This window comes from Cutibacterium avidum 44067 (genome assembly GCF_000367205.1).
In the GTDB taxonomy this organism is placed as follows: domain Bacteria; phylum Actinomycetota; class Actinomycetes; order Propionibacteriales; family Propionibacteriaceae; genus Cutibacterium; species Cutibacterium avidum.
Window position 1 is genome coordinate 949,062 of sequence record NC_021064.1, and the last position, 19,931, is coordinate 968,992.

A 19,931-nucleotide genomic window follows, 5' to 3' on the forward strand; every position below is an offset into this window, starting at 1 on the left:
TGACCACAACCGGAACAGCTCTGCCCGTCCGATGGCATTGTGGGGTGGACGCTTCTCCGGTGGGCCGTCCGACGCATTGGCGGCCCTGTCCGTGTCGACCCAGTTCGACTGGCGGTTGGCACGCCACGACATTGCTGGTTCCAGGGCCCACGCCGGAGTTCTCCACGCCGCGGGTCTGCTGGACGACGAGCAGTACCAAGGCATGATCGAGGCTCTCGACAAGCTTGAGGACGATGTCATCTCCGGACGATTCGTCGCCGGCCCTGATGACGAGGACGTTCACACCGCCCTCGAGCGCGGCCTCATGGAACGAGCCGGTGAGGATCTCGGCGGACGTCTGCGTGCTGGTCGCTCTCGTAACGACCAGATCATTGCGCTGCTGCGTCGGTATCTGCGTGAGGAGGCTCGCAGTCTGGCCGGCGAGGTGCTGGAACTGGTCGACGTGTTGACGCAACGGGCCGAGGAGGCTGGTGACGCCGTCATTGCTGGTCGTACCCACATGCAGCACGCCCAGCCGGTGCTGTTGGCCCATCATCTGCTTGCTCACGCCTGGCCGCTGGTGCGTGACGTGCAGCGTTTCCGCGACCTCGATGTCAGGATGGACTGCTCTCCGTACGGCTCGGGGGCCCTTGCGGGGTCGTCACTCGGTCTGGATCCGGAAGCCGTCGCACGGGACCTCGGGTTCTCCTCGTCTGCTCCCAACTCGATCGATGGCACCGCGGCTCGCGACGTCGTTGCCGAGTTCGCCTTCGTGGCTGCCCAGGTTGGGGTTGACCTCTCGCGGCTCAGCGAGGAGATCATCATCTGGAACACCCGCGAGTTCAGTTACGTCACCCTTGACGACTCGTTCTCGACCGGGTCGTCCATCATGCCGCAGAAGAAGAACCCTGACATCGCCGAGCTCGCCCGTGGCAAGGCGGGCCGACTCATCGGCGACCTTGCTGGTCTCCTGGCTTCCCTCAAGGGCATGCCGCTGGCATATGCGCGGGACCTGCAGGAGGACAAGGAGCCGGTCTTCGACCAGATCGATCAGCTCCATCTGCTGCTTCCTGCCGTGACCGGGATGATGGACACCGCGGTGTTCAACACCGAGCGCATGGCCGATATGGCTGGTCAGGGATTCTCCCTGGCCACCGATGTCGCCGAGTGGCTGGTGCGGCAGGGAGTGCCGTTCCGCATCGCCCATGAGCTTTCCGGGGCATGCGTGCGTGAGGCCGAGTCCCAGGGCAAGGAACTGGCCGATCTCACTGACGACGAGCTGGCAGCCATTGATCCCCGACTCACCCCGCAGGTCCGTGAAGTCATGACGGTCGAGGGGTCGGTGCGCTCCCGGTCCGGACGCGGTGGCACCGCCCCCGTCCGCGTGGCCGAACAGATTGCTGAGTTGCGAGATGCTGTTTCGCAGTTGAGCGATTTCGGGAGGGACGTGTCCCGATGAGTTCCGGGTGGCAACCGGAGAATGCCTCGCTGCGGGTGACCAACAAACAACGCGAGAGAGTCCTCGACCACATCAATGACGCCTACGCCCACGGAGTGATTGACGACGCGGAGCGAGAGCGTCGCACCGAGATAACCTTGTTGGCGCGCACCCGGTCCGAGCTTGACCAGGGCTACCGCGGGCTGCCGCCCTTCAAGCTATCGGTTCCCGAAGCCATCAGGGCACCCCTGCCTGACATTCCTGCCGAGAGGACGACGAAGGGCGTCGGGCTGTGTGCCTTGTCAGCATTCATCAGCGGACCAGTCGGTCCGGCTATTGGTGTTGCGGTGACGAGGAGGGGATCCTGGGCGCGACGCAGGGTGAAGCGCCAGCTCATCACTCAGGTCATGTTCTTCGCCTTGATGGGCTTTTTCGGGGCGTTCTCTCCTCCCGCATTCTCTGGTGACAGCGCGGCGCTCGGTACGGTCGGACTGATCTGGATGATCGTGACCATCGTCCAGGCGATTCGCGGATTCGAGGGACAAGACTGAGACGCTGGTCTGTGTTCATGCCGTGGCCCTATGACTGCGGTCGATGTCGAGGCGGCCTTCATTGGTTTGGGCAACGGACCGGATCATGATGGATGCCGTGAACAGTTGTCAGTCGTGGCAGTCGGGAGAGGATCAGTGGCTCGTCAACGACGCTCAGCGTGATCGAGTCGTTGACTTCTTGCGGAATTCCTATGTCGACGGTCGGCTCTCGCCTGCTGACTTCGAGGACAGGGTGAGTCGTGCCCTGGCCGCGGTGACACGAGCTGATCTCAATGCGACCCTGGCTGGTCTGGCTGTTATCGGTGGTCGGGTCCGTTCCTCCCAGACTGCACGTATCGCTCCTGGGGAATCGTTGGCTGCCGGGCTGATCGGGTTGTCCCCGCTCTTCTTCGGGCCGCTGGGTCCGATGTTGGGTGTGGCGATTTCGCCGCGAGGTTCTTGGACTCGTCGTCAAGTTGCCCATCAGGCCAATTTCCAGGTGCTTGCCTTGTTGTTGGCCATGGTTGTGTTGGGGGTTGTTGCCAAAACGGGCATGCTTGTCATCGCCTTCCCCCTCGTCGGAATGGCGTGGTTCGCCGGGACGATCACTCACGCCGCTCGTGCCTTCGAGGGTGTCGAGTGGACGAATCCGCTGCTCGACGCGATCCCGCTGAAGTTCTTCGACGACGGTCGGCGTCGGCTGACGGGTTCGGTGACTCGGGGCCGATGAGGTAGACTTGACTAATACAACAGCATAGAGGGGATGACTGGTTTCGACTTGGAATGGTTGTTCCAGGAGAAGCGGGCCGAGGACCCAGGGTCAACTCGTTAACGACCCCTGGAAACCTATAAGTGCCGAGAACACTCGCACTGACTTCGCTCTCGCTGCCTGATCAGTGATCGAAGGGTCAGCCCGGATGTAGCCTTCCGTCCGGATTCTGGCCTCGTTTAGAAGGCTTGCTGTACAGCCGTGGTCACGGAGGCTGTACGGGACTTTTCCGTGACTGGGCTTGTCTGCACCATGTCGGTGTGAGTGCAGGAGCCGAGTAACAACGACAGCATCGACTGCGCCCGGAGAATGTCTGGACGGTCTTTCAAGGACGCGGGTTCAATTCCCGCCATCTCCACCTGAGGGGGAAGTGTCGAACTCTCGTGAGAGGGTCAGCACGTCCCCCGTTTCTTTTGCCTGCACGAGGTTGTCGTGCGTGATCTCGGTGCCGTGCTCGTAGAACCACGACGCGATGCTCAGCGTTCTCGGCCGAGACGAAGATCTTGTCGACGAAGTAGCCCAGCAGCTGCTCACGCATCTCTACCGTGTCCATCGTCGCCTTCGCGAACCTTCCGTAGAAGGCGCCGATCGAGCTCTCGTCCTCGGCCAGCACGGCCTTGACCCGCTCGGTCTGGAGGGCGGTCTCCAGCTCGTCCTTCTGCGCGCGCAGGGCCTCCATCGCCGCCTGCGTGTCCTCGTTGAAGATGCCCATGCCGATCGCCTTGATGAAGTTCGCCAGCTTCTTCTCCACGTCCCGCCGCTGGGCCTCCAGCGCCTCCAGGGCGGCCTCGCGGCGCCCATGGGTGGCCCGGTAGTGATCAGCCATGTCCACGGCCAGGGAGGCCAGCATCTCGGTGTCTTCGAGGAAGCCCTCCATGATCTGGACGACGCGCGCCTCCAGGTCGTCCTTGCGCACCGGCTTGGCCGTGCACCGCTTCTTGCGCTGGTTCAGGCAGTAGTAGTAGCGGTGCTTGCGGCCCGTCTTCGAGGTGCCGCTGACGCCCTCCATGGGCGCGCCGCAGCGTTCGCACCACAGGTGCCCGGTGAGCCAGTAGTCGGGGGCGTCGTCGCCCATCGCGGCCAGCTGCGCCTTCGTCCTGGCCCCGAGACGCTTGTTCACCGAGAACCGCCTCTGGACCTCCTCGAACAGCGCCTCGTCCACCAGCGCAGGCATCCCGCCAGGAATCACGTGCCCCGCGTAGGAGTACTCGCCGATGTAGCAGCGCGCCTTGAGCAGCTTGTTCAGCGCCTTCGGCGTGAACTCGTACCCCCGCACCGTGCGCACGCCCTGCGCGTTGAGCTGGTCGGAGATGGTCTTCATGGAAACCCCGCGCGCGTAGTCGCTGAACATCTGCCGCACGAACGGAGCCGTCTGCGGGTCCTCGACGTACTTCTTGTCCACGCCGATCAGGTAACCGAAGATCTTGTGCCCGTTGGCCCGCGCGTTCTCGGCGTTGAAGTGCACCCCTCGCCGGATGTTCGCCGACAGGTTCAACGAATAGAACTCGGCGAAGCCGTCGAAGACGGACTCCATGAGCACCGACTCAGCTGCCTCGCTCGGGTCGATGCCCTCGATGTAGTGGATGCGCACCCCCGCCGCCATCAGCCGGTGCCGGATCTCCATCAGGTCGCGTCGGTCACGACCCAGACGGTCGACCTTCCACGTCACCAGGTAGGCGGGTCGGATCGTCGGCACCTCGGCCAGCATCTTCTGCAAGCCTGGCCGCTCCATGTTCCGACCGGTCTTGACCAGGTCCTTGTACTCCTCGACGAGGGTGAGTCCCTGAGACTGCGCCCACTGCCTGGCCAGACGCTGCTGCTGCTCGATCGACGCCTCGTTCTGGGATGCCGACGAGTAGCGGTAGTAGGCGATGCCAACTTGTTGTCGTTGGGGGCGTGCTTCTTCACGAGGGTCCTTCACGTGCCACGGATGCCCGGGGTAGGGCCCCGGAGCCCAGCGGCACGCCACCGCCTCGTCTCGGCTCAGCGAGCCGGCCCACCACCATCACGCCGGCAGTGCGCAGCAAGTCTACCGCGTTGTTGTGCAACTCGGTGAAGAAGCTACCGCGGCACCGGCAGTAGCCGCGCCAGCGCGGCCGGGAGCGCCGTCGCACGCGGGGGAGAGGTTCTCCCGGCCGACCGAGAGGAGCGCTCCCATGACCACCACCGAGACCACAGCCACGATGTCGCTGCGCGTGTGGCCCGGGTGCCTCAGCTGCTACAACGCCGGCCGGCTCGTGGGCGCCTGGATCGACGCGGCCGACGCCGGCGAGCTCACCGTCGAGAGGCTGCACCAGCTGGCTGGTGCGCCGCTCAGAGTGGGCTGCGAGGAGATCTGGTGCCTCGATGGAGATGGCCCGTGGCCGGGCTTCCACGAGATGGGCCTGAGCGAGGCCCAGGAGTGGGCTGACGCGTACGCGGAGGTCGAGCCCTGGCTCTGGCCCGCGCTCTCCGCGTGGGTCGCCAGCGGGGCGTACGTGGCCGCTGGGAACGGCTCCGTGCCCGTGCCTTCGGACTTCATCGACCACCTCCACGGCGAGTTCGACTCGTGGGCCGACTTCGTCGAGCACTGGCTCACCGAGACCAGCTACATGGATCGCTGGCCCGAGGCGGCGCAGACCTACTTCGACGCCGAGAAGTTCGGACGCGACCTGGCGTTCGACTTCACAATGATGCCCTCGCCGTCCGGGGGCGTCTACGTGTTCTCGAATCCCTGAGCCCGACCCTGATCCCCGTGGCCGATGGCCACGGGGATCTTCTTTCACGCGCCGACCTGACGTTCGCGCTGAGCGCGTTCCAGTGCCTCGTCCAATGCCGCCTGGCCGCGCTGGACGTAGTCCTCGCGGTCCTTGGCATGGAACCTGTCCACCTCGGGGTGGGCGTCCTTCCATGCCTTCAGGGCCGTGTCGACGTCCTCGTAGCACCCGGCCGCGAGCTCGTGCTCCAGCCGCTCCTTGATCCGGTCGGCTGCCTCACGTTCGGCAACCTTGGTCTCGAACTCGTCCTCCCACTGCTTCCCGGCCGCACGCATGGTTTCCAGCTCGGCCGACAGGTCCCGGCCGGCCTCGAACGCGGCCGAGCGGGCCTGCTTCTTCGTCTCGCGCAGCTCCAGCTGCGCCAGCACCTTGGGATCCAGATGCGCGCCCAACGCAGCCAGCACGCGCGGCCCGATGCCCTTCGGCACGTGCGCCTCGACCGGCCGCTAGCCGTGCTCGGGTCTCCTCGTCGATCGGCCTCTGATGGCCGTCGAGAACGTCACATAATCCCTGTCCGCAATCGAAACTGTACCGCGTTCGAGCTACTACGATTGCGGACACATTACGCAGGGAACTGACGTCCCCGACTGATCGCCTTGTCACGCAGCTTCCGGGCACGCTTGGTGATCTTGCGCTGGGTAGCCAAGTCTCGATAGTCAATGAACGCGTGTCCGGTAGCGAGGTCGGAGTTTGCGGCCTGATCGTCAGCAATCAGCAACTCGTGTTCCGGCCTCAGTGACCTCGGATGTTGTTATTCCCCACATCCCGGCTGACTGGTGGCTAGCTGTGTATTCGGCGAACGCTGCGTTGGGATCAACCTGCGACGCCTGTTAGGGACATCACGCCTTGATCGCTGGAGTTGGGGGCAAATGCCCAGCTCTCGGCCTTGTCCCCGTCGCACGCGTTCGGCTGCACATCCCGATGCGGATACGTAAAGATACCTTGACGCACTAAATACTGTACGTATAGTCTTCATTACGTAATGCATACCTGACATCAGGAGGTCATCATGGAACCCAGGACGTGGGGTCGTACCAAGAGCGGACGTCCGGTCGCGCCCATTGGGATCGCCGGCGGCGTCGTCGTCGGTGTGCTGTTCGGTTTGCTGTACTTTGCGGCGAACCGAACCGACCCCCAGGGCTGGATGAAGGCATTGGCCATCGGCCTGGTTATGATTCCGATGGGTTTTGCGTTCGTCGCGCTGTTCACCGTCGATCGCACCACCATGAAGGGAGCGGTCCAGCGCCCGGAGGTGTCGGTGGAGGACCTCTGGCTGCAGAAGGCCGGTTACTACGCCTTCGTCGTTATCATGATCGTCCTGTCAGTGTTCGAGATGGTGGCACTGTTCCTCCCCTCGCTGCGCGATCTGCACATCCATCGCGATTGGCTGTGGGGCCTCGTCCTCCTGGGCTGGGCGAGCTGCGGCATTGCGTATCTGGTCATCAAGAAGCGGGAGTCGTGATGCGCAATCGCATGGTGGAGCAGCGCGCTCGTCTCGGTTTGTCCCAAAAAAAGCTGGCCACAATACTCGGCGTCACGCGCCAGACCATCATCTCCGTGGAGAACGGCAAACATGACCCCTCGCTCTCCTTGGCTTTCAACATGGCAACTGTCTTCGGGTGCACGGTGGACGAATTGTTTCAGCCTGAGCCGTGGCAGCCACTTGAGCGCAGGTGAAGCTCAAATTTCCAAAATGGAGAGGCGCGCGACTGCACAGGCGTACGTGCTCGGCCAGCGCCACGAGTTCGACACGTGCGCCCTGGGTGAGAGGTGTTCGGCGTTTCCTCCTCTCATCGTGCTTGGCCTGGAGCTGGCCACCGCGTCATGACGCTCGCTCACGTGCGCATGCCTGCTGTGGTTTCAATCTCTCTTCCGCCTGGAGTTCGGGACACTTCACTTGTGGCCAGGCTGACACAAGGCTTGTACAGGAACGTCGAGTGATGTGAGTAGTTCCTCGACACGCTGCTTGACATCGTCGCGGATCTCGCGAACGGTCGCCAGGTCCTGACCGGCCGGGTCAGCGACGTCCCAGTCCTCGTATCGCTTTCCCGGATAAACCGGACAGGTCTCTCCACAACCCATCGTGATGACGATGTCAGATGCCTTGACAGCTTCCGGGACAAGCAGTTTCGGCGTTTCCGTCGAGATGTCGATCCCGTCCTCCAGCAGTACGTCCCGGACAAGGGTGTTGATCGACCCCGCAGGTTCGGATCCGGCCGAGAGCACCTCTACGCTTCCTCCGGAGAGATGGTGCGCATAGGCAGCACCCAGTTGGGACCGGCCGGCATTGTGGATGCAGGCGAACAACACCGTGGGCCGCTCAGTGGTGTCCGTTGGCTGTGCTGAATCCAGGTCGTCGATGTCGCTGTGGTGGGCGAAATTCATGGACCTCATTATGAGGCACGTGGTCACGTCGCCGATGACGCCCGTTCGTCAAAACTTGTTGTCCACAGGGGGGATGACGACCCAGCCGTGAGTTGTCCACAGAACTGAGAAAGAGTGACTGAAATCCGAGGTTCGGACGACAACTGTAGGTATGAGAGAACTTGAAACTGAATGGCTCGACAACGACGGTATTGCACGGATCACCAGGACAAGCCCACTACGAGGACAGGCCGACCGTGCTGTCGCCGCCGGGCGTGCCACCCGTCTCCTACCCGGCGTTGTGGTCCCGGCCGATCGAGTCGGCGAAACGGACGTCAGGATCCGCGCCTTGCGGGCCTGGCATCCCGAGAGCGTGCTGGTCGGGCAGGTTGCACTTGCGCTACAGGGGGTGACGCCACTCGACGCTGACTCCTCGGGTCTCGGTACCGTGCATCAGGTTGAGGCTTTCAGCCCTACTCGTCATATTCGACGAGACGGCATCGTCGTCCACCGGTGGCAGGTTGCAGACCACTACATCCTTGACGAGCCATGTGCCCTGGCCGTTCCTGAAATGTCGGTGCTCCTGCTGGCCATTCGCGGCGAATGGGAATGGGTGTGCGCGGCCCTGGAGCACGGTTTGGTGACGCCGTGGTCATGCCGAATGGCTCGAGGCGCCATGTCGTGGCGTTTTCGGCAACACGAGATAGATGCTGCCCTGGGCAGCATTTCCCTCGAGCCGTGGTCGGTGTCTGAATTCCAATTGGCTCAGACGTTGCGAGATGGCGTGAATCCTGGATGCGCCACTGCACGCACCTTGCTCACGGCCGCAGCGGCGTGAAAGATCTCGTCGCAACCGACGTCGAGCAGTGATGACAACGCACCCAGCGGCCGCCTCGATCGCGCCGTCGGGCCCTGCCTGGTCCTCACGACGGGTGCGCAGGGCATCGAACAAGATGCCGGAGTGCCCGCCCATCGCATTGATGCAGAAGGTCTGGGTGGGGCCTCCCTTGAGATACAGCTTCTTCCCGGTCACCGGTGACACAATGGGCGTTGTGAGACTCGCGAATCCCCTCAAGGCTGGTGACTTGCTGGTGGCAAGTCACCAGATTGACGAGGGCGTTTTCTACGAGTCCGTCGTCTACCTCGTCGACGTCGGCCTCGATGGAGTCCTGGGCGTCATCGTCAATCAGCCGTGCGCCCCGGGAACCCTCCGCCGACAACTGCCCGGATGGGTCCATCTGGCGACCCCGCCCCAGGACCTCTTCCTCGGGGGTCCGATGTCGCCCAGCGGAGCGATTTGTCTGGCACGTGTGCAGCGTTCCAGCGAGGAACCGCCGGGGTGGCGACGAGTCCAAGGACTGATCGGTCTGCTCCATCTCGACACCCCGACGGAATTGGTCGTGGGAGCGTTCACGGATGTACGGATCTTTGCCGGATACGCGGAGTGGGGGCCTGGACAACTCGAGGCTGAGCTCATTCGCGGTGATTGGATTCGCGCCATCGCGCACCCGGAGGACGTCTTCTCCTCTGAGCCGCGTGGCCTATGGCGAGCCGTCCTCCACCGCCAGAACGGCACGGCGGCGATGCTCGCCACCGCTACGGACACCCCCGCCCTGAATTGATCGATGGCCGGATGCCATTGGGGCTACGATGTGCACCATCCCGGAATGAGTCAGGAGGTCTGTGGTGAGCGCCACCGGTGAACATGGGCCGATCCTCGTCGTCGATGACGACCCGGCTCTGGCCGAGATGCTCCAGCTCGTCCTGGTGAAGGAGGGATTCTCGACCGTGTGGGTCGGGCACGGCAACGACGTCATGGACGTCTTTCGTGAGCGCAAACCCGCACTCGTCCTCCTCGACCTCATGCTTCCGGGCCGTGACGGCATCCAGATCTGCCAGGACATCCGAGGCGAATCCGGCGTCCCGATCATCATGCTGACAGCGCGCTCCGACACCCCTGACGTCGTTCGTGGATTGGGAGCCGGTGCTGATGACTACGTCTCCAAGCCCTTCCGCTCCGCAGAACTTGTAGCCCGAATCCGAGCCCGGCTTCGCACCCCAGCTGCTCAGCGGGATGAGGGGGGCATCATCACCGTCGGGGACCTGACCATCGATCCTGCCGCTCACCTGGTGCAGCGAGGTGGGGAAGAGATCTCCTTGACGCCATTGGAGTACTCCCTGCTCGTGACGATGGCCCAACATCCCAACAAGGTGTTCAGCCGTGAGACCCTGCTGCGGGAAGTCTGGGGCTACACCAGTAATGCGGACACCCGGTTGGTCAATGTCCACATGCAGAGATTGCGCTCCAAGGTGGAACGCAACGCAGAACGTCCACAGATGATCGTGACGGTGCGCGGAGTCGGATATCGCATCAGGACACCCGGGGAGGAAAGCTGATCACCCCGGCGCGGCATGCTGGCCGCCCCCGACGACCTGCTTGGCCCCAGTCCTGGCTCGCCGGGCCGCGACGACTGTGGTGGTCGTCATTGCCGTTGCGCATGGTGACCATCACCATGTCGAGCAGTCTGGTCATTCTCGTCGTCGGTGGCTTCTTCCTGGTTCGTCAGGCCACCGTGGGAATCCTCGACGCCAAACGCGCCTCTGCCATTGCGGAGACGACCACGACGATCAATCGCATCCAGGGCCAACTACGTGACACCGATCTGCGCACTGCCTCTCTCTACGAGCGGCTCAATCGACTTGCAGACGACGCAGCTGGACAGTCGGGGCAGTATCACGTCCTCATCCAGGGTCCTGTTTCCGGACTCATTTCCCAGGGGGTCTCGCCGGACTCCGTCCCGGCTGAACTTACCGCGAAGGTGGGGGAGTCGAGCGGGATGTGGACTGCGCCGACGATGGTCCATTACACCGACCACGTGCGTCCTGACGTCCCCGGGATTGTCGTCGGATCGACCTTGTGGTCCCCCGGGGCCAGCCAGTCCATCCCGGTCTACTTCATCTTTTCGGAGACCCAGGAGGTCGCCACCGTCGAGTTGCTGCGACGCAGCGTCATCAGCGTCGGAGCCCTCATGGCCCTGGCCATCGCCCTAGCAACCTACTTGGCGACCCGTCACCTGTCCCAACCCATTCGGCAAGCCTCCATCACAGCGTCGAAATTGGCCGACGGGGCGTTGGACGAGCGTATGGCGGTGCGGGGGACTGACGACCTCGCGACCCTTGCCCAGTCGATGAATGACATGGCAGCCCAGTTGGATCGGCGAATTGGGGAATTGGAGAGGCTGTCGACACTGCAGCAGCAGTTCGTCTCGGATGTCTCCCACGAGTTGCGCACCCCCATGACGACGATGCGGATGGCCTCCGACATGATCGAGGCCAATCCCGATGATCCGGTCCAGGTGCGGTCGGTCGAGCTCATGCGGGCCCAGATGGAGCGTTTCGAGGTTCTGTTGGCCGACCTGCTCGAGATCTCTCGGTTTGACGCCGGCGCCGCACAATTGACACTGGAAGACTGTGACATCGTCGAACTCGTGCGCGCCGAGACCGTCGACGTGACTCCGCTCGCAGAGCGCCTGGGAGTTCCGATCGTACTGACCGCCGATACGACGCAGACTGCTGAGGTTGACCCGCGACGGATCAGCCGCATCGTCAGGAACCTGTTGTCGAACGCTGTTGAGCATGCCGAGGGAAGGCCGGTCGAGGTGACCGTCGTCGGTAATGACTGTGCTGTAGGGGTCGCCGTGCGTGACCACGGAGTCGGATTCGAGCCATGGCAGGCAGAAAAGGTCTTCGGCAGGTTCTGGCGTGGAGACCCGTCCCGGGTACGCACCGTGGGTGGCAGTGGTCTCGGCCTGGCCATTTCTCGTCAGGACGCCAACCTGCACCATGGCTGGTTGACGGCGTGGGGACGACCCGGAGATGGTGCCTTCTTCCGGCTGGTCATTCCGAGGGATTCCGGGGCAGTGATCGTCGAGTCCCCATTACCCGCTGCGCCGAGCGATGCCGGTCCGACCGAATCGGAGGAGGAGCGATGACACTGCGTCCCACACGACGTGCCGTGCTGTCGGGAGCCGCCCTCCTACTGGCAGGTTGCGCCGAGGTGCCGTCCACAGGGGCAGTGACACAGGCTGAAGACCCACACCAAGCCTCAGGTCAGCGGGAGGGCATTGACGTCGCTCCTCAGCCTCCTGCTGATGGCGCATCGATTGACCTTGTCGTGGGCGGTTTCCTGCAAGCCATGACGAGTGCTCGCGACGACTACCGCGTCGCGCGTGCCTACCTCACGAAGGACATGGCGGACCGCTGGGATCCCCATTCCGGAGCGACGATTTACCAGGCCACCAATCACAAGCCGACCAGCACGGTGGCGACGGCTTCTCTCCAGGCTCCGATCATCGGCACTGTTGATGCCGAAGGTCATTACCACCCAGGGGAATCGCAGACGCTCAAACATGATTTCGGCATGGCCCAGGAATCCGGACAATGGCGGATTTCCCGGCCTCCCGAAGGGCTGCTGATCTCGCAATACACCTTCCAGCGCGCTTGGTCGGCGATTCCGGTCTACTTCTTCGCCGCCGACGCTGACCGCCTGGTCCCGGACGTCATTCATCTGCCGAGCCTGGGGGCTACCCCTGACGCCGCGCTCAGGGCGATGATGGCGGGTGTGCCGGAATACCTGAAGCCTGCACTTCGCACGGCACTGCCGGCAGGGGTGAGAGCCGTCGGGACGACCACGGTTGACGCCGTTGGCGTCGTCACCGTGCCACTGAGTGCGTCCGCAGCCCAACTCTCAGAATCTCAACGTCGGCTGCTCGCCAGCCAAGTCACCTGGACTCTGAGTGGTTTCGCTGCCATCTCACGTATCCGATTCACCGCCGGCGGGTCTCTGCTGCCTCTTCCCGAGGCGGCTGAGGACAACACAGTGTCGGCAGACTTGTACGCCGACCTCCTACCGCTCCCGTCGACGGATTCCCCCACGGTGGTCGCCGTCGTCAAGGGACAGATGGGACGGGTCAACGCAGCAGGCCAAGCCCTCCAGATCATGCCTGGAGCGTTGGGGCAGGACGCTCGCCCGGAAACTGGTGTCTCAGCTGTCGCCTCCACCCAGTTCGCCATGCCGGTCGCAACCGTGAGCACCCCGGGTGCGGTGTGGCACGCCGTTTCCGCGGATCGACGGTCGCTGGTGAAATGGCGTGAAGGCAGTGATCAGGTCGACGTCGTTGCCACCGGGGTGAACCTGCTTCGTCCTCAAGTCCTCGTCGATCGCAGTGTGGTGACCTTCTCGACAACAGATCCGACGCTCATCGTCGTCGCCGCGGATGGTTCCCGAATGTCCACTGTCGTTGACCTTGGTGGTCGCACAGTGGCTTCCTTCAGTGTCTCTCCTGATGGCATTCGCGTGGCCCTGGTCCTTCAGCGGGGGAAGACCTATGGATTGGGTATCGGCCTGCTGTCACGGCAGGACGGCGCAGTTCATCTCGGCCACATCGTCGACATGCCGTTGTCCTCCTCGGACGCGAATCTGTCGAGGATCACCGACGTTGCCTGGCTTTCCCAAATCCAATTGTGTGTCCTGGGCAGCGCGATCGAGTCTGGGGTAACTGCGCCGTACGAGGTCATTGTTGACGGCTCGGGTGCGACGTCCATGGGGCCGCTCAGCGGGACGAGCGTGGAATCCGTGGTGGCAGTCCCGATGGAAACTGGCGCTGAGGCTGTCATGCTCAGTGAGGACGGAAAACTGCTTCACCACGAGGAGAGATTCCACTGGCGCCAGGTCCTGCAGGGGGTCAGTGCGGTCGCGACTACAGCTTGACCCTTCCGTGACACGACGGTGACCGGCGACACTGGTTCATCGTGAACCCAATGGACTCCCTGGCTGACCTGCTGCTGGGAGCGTGCTGTCCTGGATGTGGGGAGCCGGGCGTGGGTCTGTGTGAGGCGTGTCGGTCTGCGATCAACCCGACCCCTCGGGTCATTGTTGACGGGCCGCCACCGGTCATTGCCTGCATGGGCTATCACGGTCCTGTTCCTGGGATCGTCACAGCTCACAAGGATCGTGGTGCGGCATGGTTGACCGACGAGCTCGGCCATTGGCTGGCTCATGGGCTCGCTCCGGCGATAGCAGCCGCTCCCGGCCACGTTGACGTCGTTCCAGTTCCCTCAACGGCGAGGGCTGTGCGACGACGAGGTGCTGATCATGCTGCCGACATGACGCGATCAGCTCTGCGAACCCTGGATGTGTCCAATGCCTCCCTCGCCCAGGTCTTGCACCGAACTCGACGCGTGGCGGATCAGCTTGAGGTTCGCCACGAGGATCGCGGCGCCAATCAGCGCGGGTCGATGAGAGCTCTGACGGGGGAGGGAGATGTCATTCTCGTCGACGACGTTCGCACCTCAGGGGCGACGATCGACGAGGCGTGCAGAGCCTTGGGGTGGTCCGGGCGACGAGTGCTGTCCGTGGTTGTCCTGGCTGATGCTGCGACCCCACTGAGATGGCCGTGATCACATTGTCGGGCGACACGTCAGCGTGGGTGCCGAACCTTGCCAAACAGCTGTTGTGAGCCCCTCCCATGGGCTAGCGTAGGTGCATGGCACGACCGATTGGCACCCTGACCTCCACGAGGGGGATGGGACACGGTCGTGCCATTTGTTTCTGCGTCGGAAACACCGATGCGAACCCCAATACAGGAGGTTGTCATGGATGTCATCGTTACGGGACGGCACTGCCACGTCAGTGACGACGTGCGCGCCCAGGTCGAGGACAGGCTCTCCGGGGTCGAGAAGTTCAGGGACCGGGTCCAGCGCGCTGAGGTGGTCTTCACCGCCCAGGACGCCAAGGGGGCCAAGGACCAGGCCATGACGTGTGAAATCACACTACGGGCGAAGGGGCCGGTGGTGCGAGCTGTCGGGCAGGCGGAAGACAAGATGGTTGCCTTTGACATGGCTGCCGATCGACTCCGCACCCAGCTCGTCAAGGCTGCTGATCGTCGTCGCAGTCGTCGTGGCTTGCGCGTCTCCCAGGTCCTGGACGTCTTGCCCGAGGAAAGCACCGATGATGCACCCGAGATCCTGGCCACCAGGAAGATCGCGGGCGACGTGGAAGTCACCGGGGACAGCCCCATCTATGTCAAGGAAAAGGTCTTCCAGGCCGTTCCCCTGACCCTTGCCCAGGCTCTCGACGAGATGGAACTTGTCGGGCACGACTTCTTCCTCTACCTCGATCAGGATTCCAAGCAGCCCAGCGTCGTCTACCGGCGCAAGAAGGGGTACAACTACGGCGTGATCCATCTGGATCTTGACCACGAGTGATTCCTGGATCGTCAAGACACAACGACATCGGCGGCGGTGCGGGATAATCCTGCGCCGCCGCCGATTCATGTCGCGGGTCAATGGCGGGAAAGGACGGTGAGGAATGGACTCATGAGGGGTTCAGCAACCCTCACGTGTCCAGGACGAAAGGCCGCGGCGTTCTTGGTTCGGCCGCAAACCCCCTAGGATGGGGAAGGCAGCTCTCTTGAGCTGCTCGTCCGGGATGCGCCCGGACGACACGACGTCTACTCCTTGAAGGACCCACCCCGTGAACCTCATGGATCGCGTGCTGCACGCCGGTGAAGGCAAGATTATCCGCCGACTCAACCGCATTGTCGGCCAGGTCAACAGCATCGAGGAGGACTACGTCGCCATGAGCGACGACGAGTTGGCGGGACAGACCGCCGACTTCCGTCAGCGTCTCGACAACGGCGAGAACTTGGACCGGCTGCTTCCGGAGGCCTTCGCGACGGTGCGTGAGGCGTCCAGGCGAGTACTCGGCAAGCGTCACTTCGACGTTCAGATCATGGGCGGTGCGGCCCTGTACCAGTGCAACATCGCCGAGATGAAGACCGGTGAGGGCAAAACCCTCGTCGGTCTTCTCCCCGCCTACCTTGAGGGGCTGCTCGGCAAGGGCGTCCACGTCGTCACCGTCAACGACTACCTGGCTCGAGTGCAGTCCGAGCAGATGGGTCGTGTGCACCACTTCCTGGGTCTGACGATCTCGGCGATTCTGTCGGACATGCCTCCGATGGAGCGCAAGGAGGCATACAAGACCGACATCACCTACGGCACGAACAATGAGTTCGGCTTCGACTACCTGCGCGACAACATGGCCAGCTCCTTGAGCGAGTGCGTGCAGCGTGGCCATCACTTCGCCATCGTCGACGAGGTTGACTCGATCCTCGTCGACGAGGCTCGTACCCCGTTGATCATCTCCGGCCCTGCCGAGGAGAACAAGCAGTGGTACCCGGAATTCGCCAAGATCGTCTCGAGGCTTCAACGCGACGTCGACTACGAGGTTGACGAGAAGAAGCGGACCGTGGCCGTTCTGGGGCACGGCATCAGCGTCGTCGAGGAGCGTCTGGGAATCCAGAACCTGTACGAATCGGCAAACACTCCTCTCATCGGTTACCTCAACAACGCCATCAAGGCCAAGGAGCTCTTCCACCGCGACAAGGACTACGTCATCATCGATGGCGAGGTCCTCATCGTCGACGAACACACCGGTCGTACCCTGGCAGGGCGTCGCTACAACGAGGGTCTGCACCAGGCCCTCGAGGCCAAGGAACATGTCGAGATCAAGGACGAGTACCAGACCCTCGCGACGATCACCCTGCAGAACTACTTCCGCATGTACGACAAGCTCGCCGGCATGACGGGTACCGCCAAGACCGAGGAGAGCGAGTTCCAGAAGATCTACGGTCTGGGCGTCATCCCGATCCCGACGAACCGCCCGATGATCCGCAAGGACCAGAAGGACCTCATCTACCGCACCGAGGATGCCAAGTTCGACGCCATCATCTCCGACGTCGTCGAGCGCCACGAGGCTGGTCAACCGATCCTCATCGGTACCGCATCCGTCGCCAAGTCGGAGCTGCTCTCGGAGAAGCTCAAGCGGGCCGGCGTTCCCCACAAGGTGTTGAACGCCAAGCACCACGAGTCCGAGGCGGCGATCGTCGCCCTGGCCGGCCGCAAGGGAGCTGTGACGGTCTCGACCAACATGGCTGGTCGTGGTACCGACATCATCCTGGGTGGTAACCCAGAATTCCTCACCGAGCTGGACCTTCGCGAGAAGGGGCTCGACCCGGTGGAGGATGAAGAGGCCTACCAGACCGCCTGGAACAACACTCTGGCCAGGTACGAGGAGCAGTCGAAGGCCGAGCACGAGGAGGTCGAGGAGCTGGGCGGCCTCTACGTCATCGGTTCCGAGCGTCACGAGTCTCGCCGTATCGACAACCAGTTGCGTGGACGTTCCGGTCGTCAGGGTGACCCGGGTGAGTCCAGGTTCTACCTGTCCTTGCAGGACGAGCTTATGCGCCTGTTCAAGCCTGAGGTCATCGACCGCGCCATGGTCACCCTCAAGATGCCCGAGGACATGCCGATCGAGTCCAAGTGGGTGTCGCGTCAGATCGAGAGTGCCCAGAAGCAGGTTGAGGCGCAGAACTTCGAGATGCGTAAGAACGTCCTGAAGTATGACGACGTCATGAACCGTCAGCGTCACGTCATCTATGGGGACCGTCGCAAGGTTCTCGAGGGTGCCGACGTCGAGGTCGAGCTGCGCGCCACCACTGATCGCGTCGTCGAGGCCGGTGTGCGCAAGTACACCCAGGGCTACTCCGAGGACTGGGACCTCGAGGCGATGTGGGACGAGGTCGGCACTGTGTACCCCGTTGGTCTCGACATCAACGAGTACGCCGACTGTCAGGACGGTGAGGAGCTCGTCGAGGACTTCAAGGCGGATGCCCAGGATGCCTATGACCGTCGTGAGGCCGAGCTCGGTGAGGCGACGATGCGCCAGCTCGAGCGTGAGGTCCTCCTGACGGTACTCGACCGCAAGTGGCGTGAGCACCTCTACGAGATGGACTACCTGCGCGAGGGCATCGGCCTGCGTGCAATGGCCCAACGCGATCCGCTGGTCGAGTACCAGCGCGAGGGCGGCGACATGTTCAACTCGATGATGGATTCCTTCAAGGAGGAGGTCGTCGGGTTCCTGTTCAACCTTGAGATCGAGACCAGTCCGCAGGTTGGTCTGGTGACCGACGCCGAGGGACAGCCGGTGACGGCAGATTCGGTGCTGCCCCAGGAGAGCCGTGCGCGTCGCGCTCTGAGCTACTCGGCTCCCGACGAGCAGGGTGACACCAAGACGACTGCTGAAGGTGGTGCGCCGAAGAATCCCAAGGCCGAGGGCAACCGGGCCGCGAGGAGGTCTGCGTCCAAGAAATCGAGGAAGAACCGCAAGAAGCGCTGATGTGACATCGGGGACGGCGTCGACACGACAGTGTCGGCGCCGTTTTCGTCACGCCATACCGACGGCCTCCTGCGTGATGTGCTTGTCGCTGAGGAGCGCGGCCACTTTGGGGTTCAGAACGAGCTCGACCGCGTCGAGATGCCATACACCACCGTGCTGAACCAGGTTCGTGGCCAACGGGAGCCGCCTGCCACGCAGATCGATCAGGCCGACCCCGTCCACGTGGTCGTCGTCAAAACTGACTTGAGGCTCGCCGACGAGGAGCATACGGCTCCAGCCAGGACCCCGGGGCCATTTGCGCATGGTTGCCGCAGCACGAGGGCTGGATGCTCGCATGAGCTGATTCATGGGGCGTCGCCCGGCTATCGTCTCCACGATGATGATGTGGATTGCCCGGGTCAGTCGCACAGCCTGTCGGTAAGCCTCTGTGTTGCCTTCCACGGCGCTCGTCACCGGTGATGACGAGACGACGCGCAACTCGTCCGGCCACCAGTCCCGATCAAGCTCCAGGAAGATGTCCGAATGATGTGGCCGGGCCGAATCAAGGGGAATGGGCGCTGATGTGGTCGTCATGGCCTCTAGAACAGTGCACGCGGCCTTCCTCGGGAAGGGTTGATGCGCAAATCTGTGGAAAACTCGAGTGAGCTAACGATGCCGTCATCTGGGACGGCGCGAGCCAATATATGATTCCCGTCCGCATCTGAGTACCGTGGACGATGCATCAGGGGTCACGCTGGCCAAGGAGGGTTCAATTGTCGACGTCCACCATCGTTTTCATCCCAACTAATGCGCAACGGGCTCGTGAGCTCGTTGCTGCGCCGGGAGAACAGGTGACGGCCTTCACGGTCACCGAGGAGCTTCGTGTCATCCTCGACGTCACTGATCCCGAGGAAACCGAACATGCTGCCATGGTCATCGGTTCGGTGTGGGGCCTGACCCATACCGGTCGTCGACTGGTTCTCGTCGCTCATGTCCCTGCCGAGCAAATTGCCGATCACGAAGAGGTCGACAACGGCGGAGTGACACTGACCCGTCTCGAGCCCTCGCAGATCACGGCGTGGTTTGCCGACGATGACGACGCCGACTCCAAGGATGCTGCCGCAGCCGTCAAGGGCATGATCATCGACGATGCCTGGAATGACGTCACCGTTCAGACTCTCATCGGTGAGCACGAGTTGTCCTGGCATGACATCACCGAGGAGCTTCCGGCGGCCGACACCGACCCCGAGGGTTTCCCCGGATTGGAGTGACGGACCGCCGCGACGGGTGGGGTTGGCCTCAGTGGGAGGCCAACCAGTCGTCGCCCGCCCGCTGCTGCATGTCGAAGGCCTGAGTGATGTGCGGGGCCGCGGCCTTTTCCAGTTTCTTGCCCACCAGTGGGACCGACACGGTGAAGGTACCGGTGTATACGACCTCGGTTCCGGTGACGTCGGGACGCACGGAGACGTGTCCGTCTGCCTTCGCCCGCATGCCCTGAGGAACGATCTGCAAGGAGCCCTCCCGCGATCCATCGGGATTGGCGGGCTGCCACCACAAGGTCTGCTTGGCGGTGAGGGTGGAGCCGATGAACTTCGTCACCTGGCTGGGAGCGGGCACGGCCACGTCCAGGCTCAACGAGTCCCCCGTGATGACGGCATTGCTGGTGGTGGCCCCGGCGCGTCGGTGGACGTCCTGCCACCATGCCGGATCGGTCATCATGGTGACGACTTGATCAGGGGTTGCGTTGAAATGGGCCCGTGAATTGATGTCCATGTCACCCATGATGCCGGATGTTCGCGGCGCGCCTCGCAAAACGACCTATGCGTGGTGGTTCACGCAGAGGCGTAGACCCTTGTAGAGTTCTCATTGAGGACCACGT

The 19,931-nt window shown here is 63.0% G+C and carries 21 protein-coding genes and 1 other RNA gene; 16 read left to right on the plus strand and 6 right to left on the minus strand.

All coding sequences use genetic code 11. The features are described from left to right. Nucleotides 1–31: 31 nt before the first annotated feature. The 4 genes from argH (at nucleotide 32) to ssrA (ending at nucleotide 3,077) form a co-directional block, all read left to right on the plus strand. Nucleotides 32–1,438, plus strand: a complete 1,407-nt coding sequence (gene argH, locus PALO_RS04385) for an argininosuccinate lyase (RefSeq protein WP_036910334.1) — start codon at nucleotides 32–34, stop codon at nucleotides 1,436–1,438. Next, nucleotides 1,435–1,968, plus strand: coding sequence for a DUF1707 SHOCT-like domain-containing protein (locus tag PALO_RS04390; RefSeq protein ID WP_015582573.1), 534 nt, complete (start codon nucleotides 1,435–1,437; stop codon nucleotides 1,966–1,968). Before argH ends, PALO_RS04390 begins: the two co-directional genes overlap by 4 nt. 97 nt (nucleotides 1,969–2,065) lie before the next feature. Then, nucleotides 2,066–2,677, plus strand: coding sequence for a DUF1707 SHOCT-like domain-containing protein (locus tag PALO_RS04395; protein ID WP_015582574.1), 612 nt, complete (start codon nucleotides 2,066–2,068; stop codon nucleotides 2,675–2,677). A 29-nt stretch (nucleotides 2,678–2,706) separates the two neighbouring features. Next, nucleotides 2,707–3,077: a transfer-messenger RNA gene (ssrA, locus tag PALO_RS11660) on the plus strand. Here ssrA and PALO_RS11935 read toward each other — a convergent pair. Further along, nucleotides 3,042–4,637 (minus strand): recombinase family protein, encoded by a 1,596-nt coding sequence (locus PALO_RS11935; protein ID WP_201764013.1) that lies wholly within the window; start codon nucleotides 4,635–4,637, stop codon nucleotides 3,042–3,044. The genes ssrA and PALO_RS11935 overlap by 36 nt on opposite strands. 235 nt (nucleotides 4,638–4,872) lie before the next feature. Here PALO_RS11935 and PALO_RS04405 point away from each other — a divergent pair, with 235 nt between their 5' ends. Beyond that, the gene (locus PALO_RS04405; protein WP_015582576.1) at nucleotides 4,873–5,433 is read left to right on the plus strand and encodes an antirestriction protein ArdA; all 561 of its coding nucleotides are present in this window, start codon (nucleotides 4,873–4,875) and stop codon (nucleotides 5,431–5,433) included. A gap of 44 nt (nucleotides 5,434–5,477) precedes the next feature. On the opposite strand, the gene PALO_RS11565 is transcribed toward PALO_RS04405, so the two are convergent. Then, nucleotides 5,478–5,900, minus strand: a complete 423-nt coding sequence (locus PALO_RS11565) for a hypothetical protein (RefSeq protein ID WP_015582577.1) — start codon at nucleotides 5,898–5,900, stop codon at nucleotides 5,478–5,480. Nucleotides 5,901–6,034: 134 nt separating this feature from the next. Further along, nucleotides 6,035–6,190 (minus strand): hypothetical protein, encoded by a 156-nt coding sequence (locus PALO_RS12480; protein WP_155242765.1) that lies wholly within the window; start codon nucleotides 6,188–6,190, stop codon nucleotides 6,035–6,037. Nucleotides 6,191–6,481: 291 nt separating this feature from the next. Between PALO_RS12480 and PALO_RS04410 the strand changes: the two genes are divergently transcribed. Beyond that, nucleotides 6,482–6,934, plus strand: a complete 453-nt coding sequence (locus PALO_RS04410) for a hypothetical protein (RefSeq protein WP_015582578.1) — start codon at nucleotides 6,482–6,484, stop codon at nucleotides 6,932–6,934. Further along, the gene (locus PALO_RS04415) at nucleotides 6,934–7,149 is read left to right on the plus strand and encodes a helix-turn-helix transcriptional regulator (RefSeq protein ID WP_021108403.1); all 216 of its coding nucleotides are present in this window, start codon (nucleotides 6,934–6,936) and stop codon (nucleotides 7,147–7,149) included. Before PALO_RS04410 ends, PALO_RS04415 begins: the two co-directional genes overlap by 1 nt. A 216-nt stretch (nucleotides 7,150–7,365) precedes the next feature. Here the strand turns inward: PALO_RS04415 and PALO_RS04420 are convergent, their stop codons facing one another. Continuing rightward, nucleotides 7,366–7,857, minus strand: a complete 492-nt coding sequence (locus PALO_RS04420) for an arsenate reductase ArsC (protein ID WP_015582580.1) — start codon at nucleotides 7,855–7,857, stop codon at nucleotides 7,366–7,368. A 151-nt stretch (nucleotides 7,858–8,008) separates the two neighbouring features. Here PALO_RS04420 and PALO_RS04425 point away from each other — a divergent pair, with 151 nt between their 5' ends. The 8 genes from PALO_RS04425 (at nucleotide 8,009) to secA (ending at nucleotide 18,073) form a co-directional block, all read left to right on the plus strand. Next, entirely contained in the window at nucleotides 8,009–8,674 is a 666-nt protein-coding gene (locus PALO_RS04425; protein ID WP_015582581.1) for a hypothetical protein, read from the plus strand. 205 nt (nucleotides 8,675–8,879) lie between these two features. Next, nucleotides 8,880–9,458 (plus strand): YqgE/AlgH family protein, encoded by a 579-nt coding sequence (locus PALO_RS04430; protein WP_015582582.1) that lies wholly within the window; start codon nucleotides 8,880–8,882, stop codon nucleotides 9,456–9,458. A gap of 64 nt (nucleotides 9,459–9,522) precedes the next feature. Beyond that, complete coding sequence (gene mtrA, locus PALO_RS04435) at nucleotides 9,523–10,233, plus strand: MtrAB system response regulator MtrA (RefSeq protein ID WP_015582583.1); 711 nt, start codon at nucleotides 9,523–9,525, stop codon at nucleotides 10,231–10,233. Nucleotides 10,234–10,349: 116 nt separating this feature from the next. After that, entirely contained in the window at nucleotides 10,350–11,828 is a 1,479-nt protein-coding gene (gene mtrB / locus PALO_RS04440) for an MtrAB system histidine kinase MtrB (RefSeq protein WP_036902484.1), read from the plus strand. Beyond that, complete coding sequence (locus tag PALO_RS04445) at nucleotides 11,825–13,606, plus strand: LpqB family beta-propeller domain-containing protein (protein ID WP_015582585.1); 1,782 nt, start codon at nucleotides 11,825–11,827, stop codon at nucleotides 13,604–13,606. Before mtrB ends, PALO_RS04445 begins: the two co-directional genes overlap by 4 nt. A 194-nt stretch (nucleotides 13,607–13,800) precedes the next feature. After that, nucleotides 13,801–14,295: a ComF family protein gene (locus PALO_RS04450; protein WP_036910340.1), complete on the plus strand. Its 495-nt coding sequence runs from the start codon at nucleotides 13,801–13,803 to the stop codon at nucleotides 14,293–14,295. A gap of 195 nt (nucleotides 14,296–14,490) precedes the next feature. Beyond that, nucleotides 14,491–15,102 carry a ribosome hibernation-promoting factor, HPF/YfiA family gene (gene hpf / locus PALO_RS04455; RefSeq protein WP_015582587.1) on the plus strand — a complete coding sequence of 204 codons (612 nt, stop codon included), beginning with the start codon at nucleotides 14,491–14,493 and terminating at the stop codon, nucleotides 15,100–15,102. Nucleotides 15,103–15,370: 268 nt separating this feature from the next. Further along, entirely contained in the window at nucleotides 15,371–18,073 is a 2,703-nt protein-coding gene (secA, locus tag PALO_RS04460; protein WP_015582588.1) for a preprotein translocase subunit SecA, read from the plus strand. Nucleotides 18,074–18,121: 48 nt separating this feature from the next. Here the strand turns inward: secA and PALO_RS04465 are convergent, their stop codons facing one another. Beyond that, the gene (locus tag PALO_RS04465; RefSeq protein WP_015582589.1) at nucleotides 18,122–18,646 is read right to left on the minus strand and encodes an Rv3235 family protein; all 525 of its coding nucleotides are present in this window, start codon (nucleotides 18,644–18,646) and stop codon (nucleotides 18,122–18,124) included. A 179-nt stretch (nucleotides 18,647–18,825) separates the two neighbouring features. On the opposite strand from PALO_RS04465, the gene PALO_RS04470 reads away from it, so the two are divergent. Further along, the gene (locus PALO_RS04470) at nucleotides 18,826–19,323 is read left to right on the plus strand and encodes a DUF6912 family protein (protein WP_004811057.1); all 498 of its coding nucleotides are present in this window, start codon (nucleotides 18,826–18,828) and stop codon (nucleotides 19,321–19,323) included. A gap of 28 nt (nucleotides 19,324–19,351) precedes the next feature. Here PALO_RS04470 and PALO_RS04475 read toward each other — a convergent pair whose 3' ends face one another. Further along, a complete protein-coding gene (locus PALO_RS04475) occupies nucleotides 19,352–19,825 on the minus strand; it encodes a DUF2505 domain-containing protein (RefSeq protein WP_015582590.1) in 474 nt (157 codons plus the stop codon). Between the last annotated feature and the right edge of the window lie 106 nt (nucleotides 19,826–19,931).

What these genes read in the sequence shown, in the direction of transcription:
- argH (WP_036910334.1), top strand. Translation starts at nt 32, where the DNA reads ATGGCATTGTGGGGTGGACGCTTCTCCGGTGGGCCGTCCGACGCATTG.
- PALO_RS04390 (WP_015582573.1), top strand. Translation starts at nt 1,435, where the DNA reads ATGAGTTCCGGGTGGCAACCGGAGAATGCCTCGCTGCGGGTGACCAAC.
- PALO_RS04405 (WP_015582576.1), top strand. Translation starts at nt 4,873, where the DNA reads ATGACCACCACCGAGACCACAGCCACGATGTCGCTGCGCGTGTGGCCC.
- PALO_RS04410 (WP_015582578.1), top strand. Translation starts at nt 6,482, where the DNA reads ATGGAACCCAGGACGTGGGGTCGTACCAAGAGCGGACGTCCGGTCGCG.
- PALO_RS04415 (WP_021108403.1), top strand. Translation starts at nt 6,934, where the DNA reads ATGCGCAATCGCATGGTGGAGCAGCGCGCTCGTCTCGGTTTGTCCCAA.
- PALO_RS04420 (WP_015582580.1), bottom strand. Translation starts at nt 7,857, where the DNA reads ATGAATTTCGCCCACCACAGCGACATCGACGACCTGGATTCAGCACAG.
- PALO_RS04425 (WP_015582581.1), top strand. Translation starts at nt 8,009, where the DNA reads ATGAGAGAACTTGAAACTGAATGGCTCGACAACGACGGTATTGCACGG.
- PALO_RS04430 (WP_015582582.1), top strand. Translation starts at nt 8,880, where the DNA reads ATGGGCGTTGTGAGACTCGCGAATCCCCTCAAGGCTGGTGACTTGCTG.
- mtrB (WP_036902484.1), top strand. Translation starts at nt 10,350, where the DNA reads ATGTCGAGCAGTCTGGTCATTCTCGTCGTCGGTGGCTTCTTCCTGGTT.
- PALO_RS04445 (WP_015582585.1), top strand. Translation starts at nt 11,825, where the DNA reads ATGACACTGCGTCCCACACGACGTGCCGTGCTGTCGGGAGCCGCCCTC.
- PALO_RS04450 (WP_036910340.1), top strand. Translation starts at nt 13,801, where the DNA reads ATGGGCTATCACGGTCCTGTTCCTGGGATCGTCACAGCTCACAAGGAT.
- hpf (WP_015582587.1), top strand. Translation starts at nt 14,491, where the DNA reads ATGGATGTCATCGTTACGGGACGGCACTGCCACGTCAGTGACGACGTG.
- PALO_RS04465 (WP_015582589.1), bottom strand. Translation starts at nt 18,646, where the DNA reads ATGACGACCACATCAGCGCCCATTCCCCTTGATTCGGCCCGGCCACAT.
- PALO_RS04475 (WP_015582590.1), bottom strand. Translation starts at nt 19,825, where the DNA reads ATGGACATCAATTCACGGGCCCATTTCAACGCAACCCCTGATCAAGTC.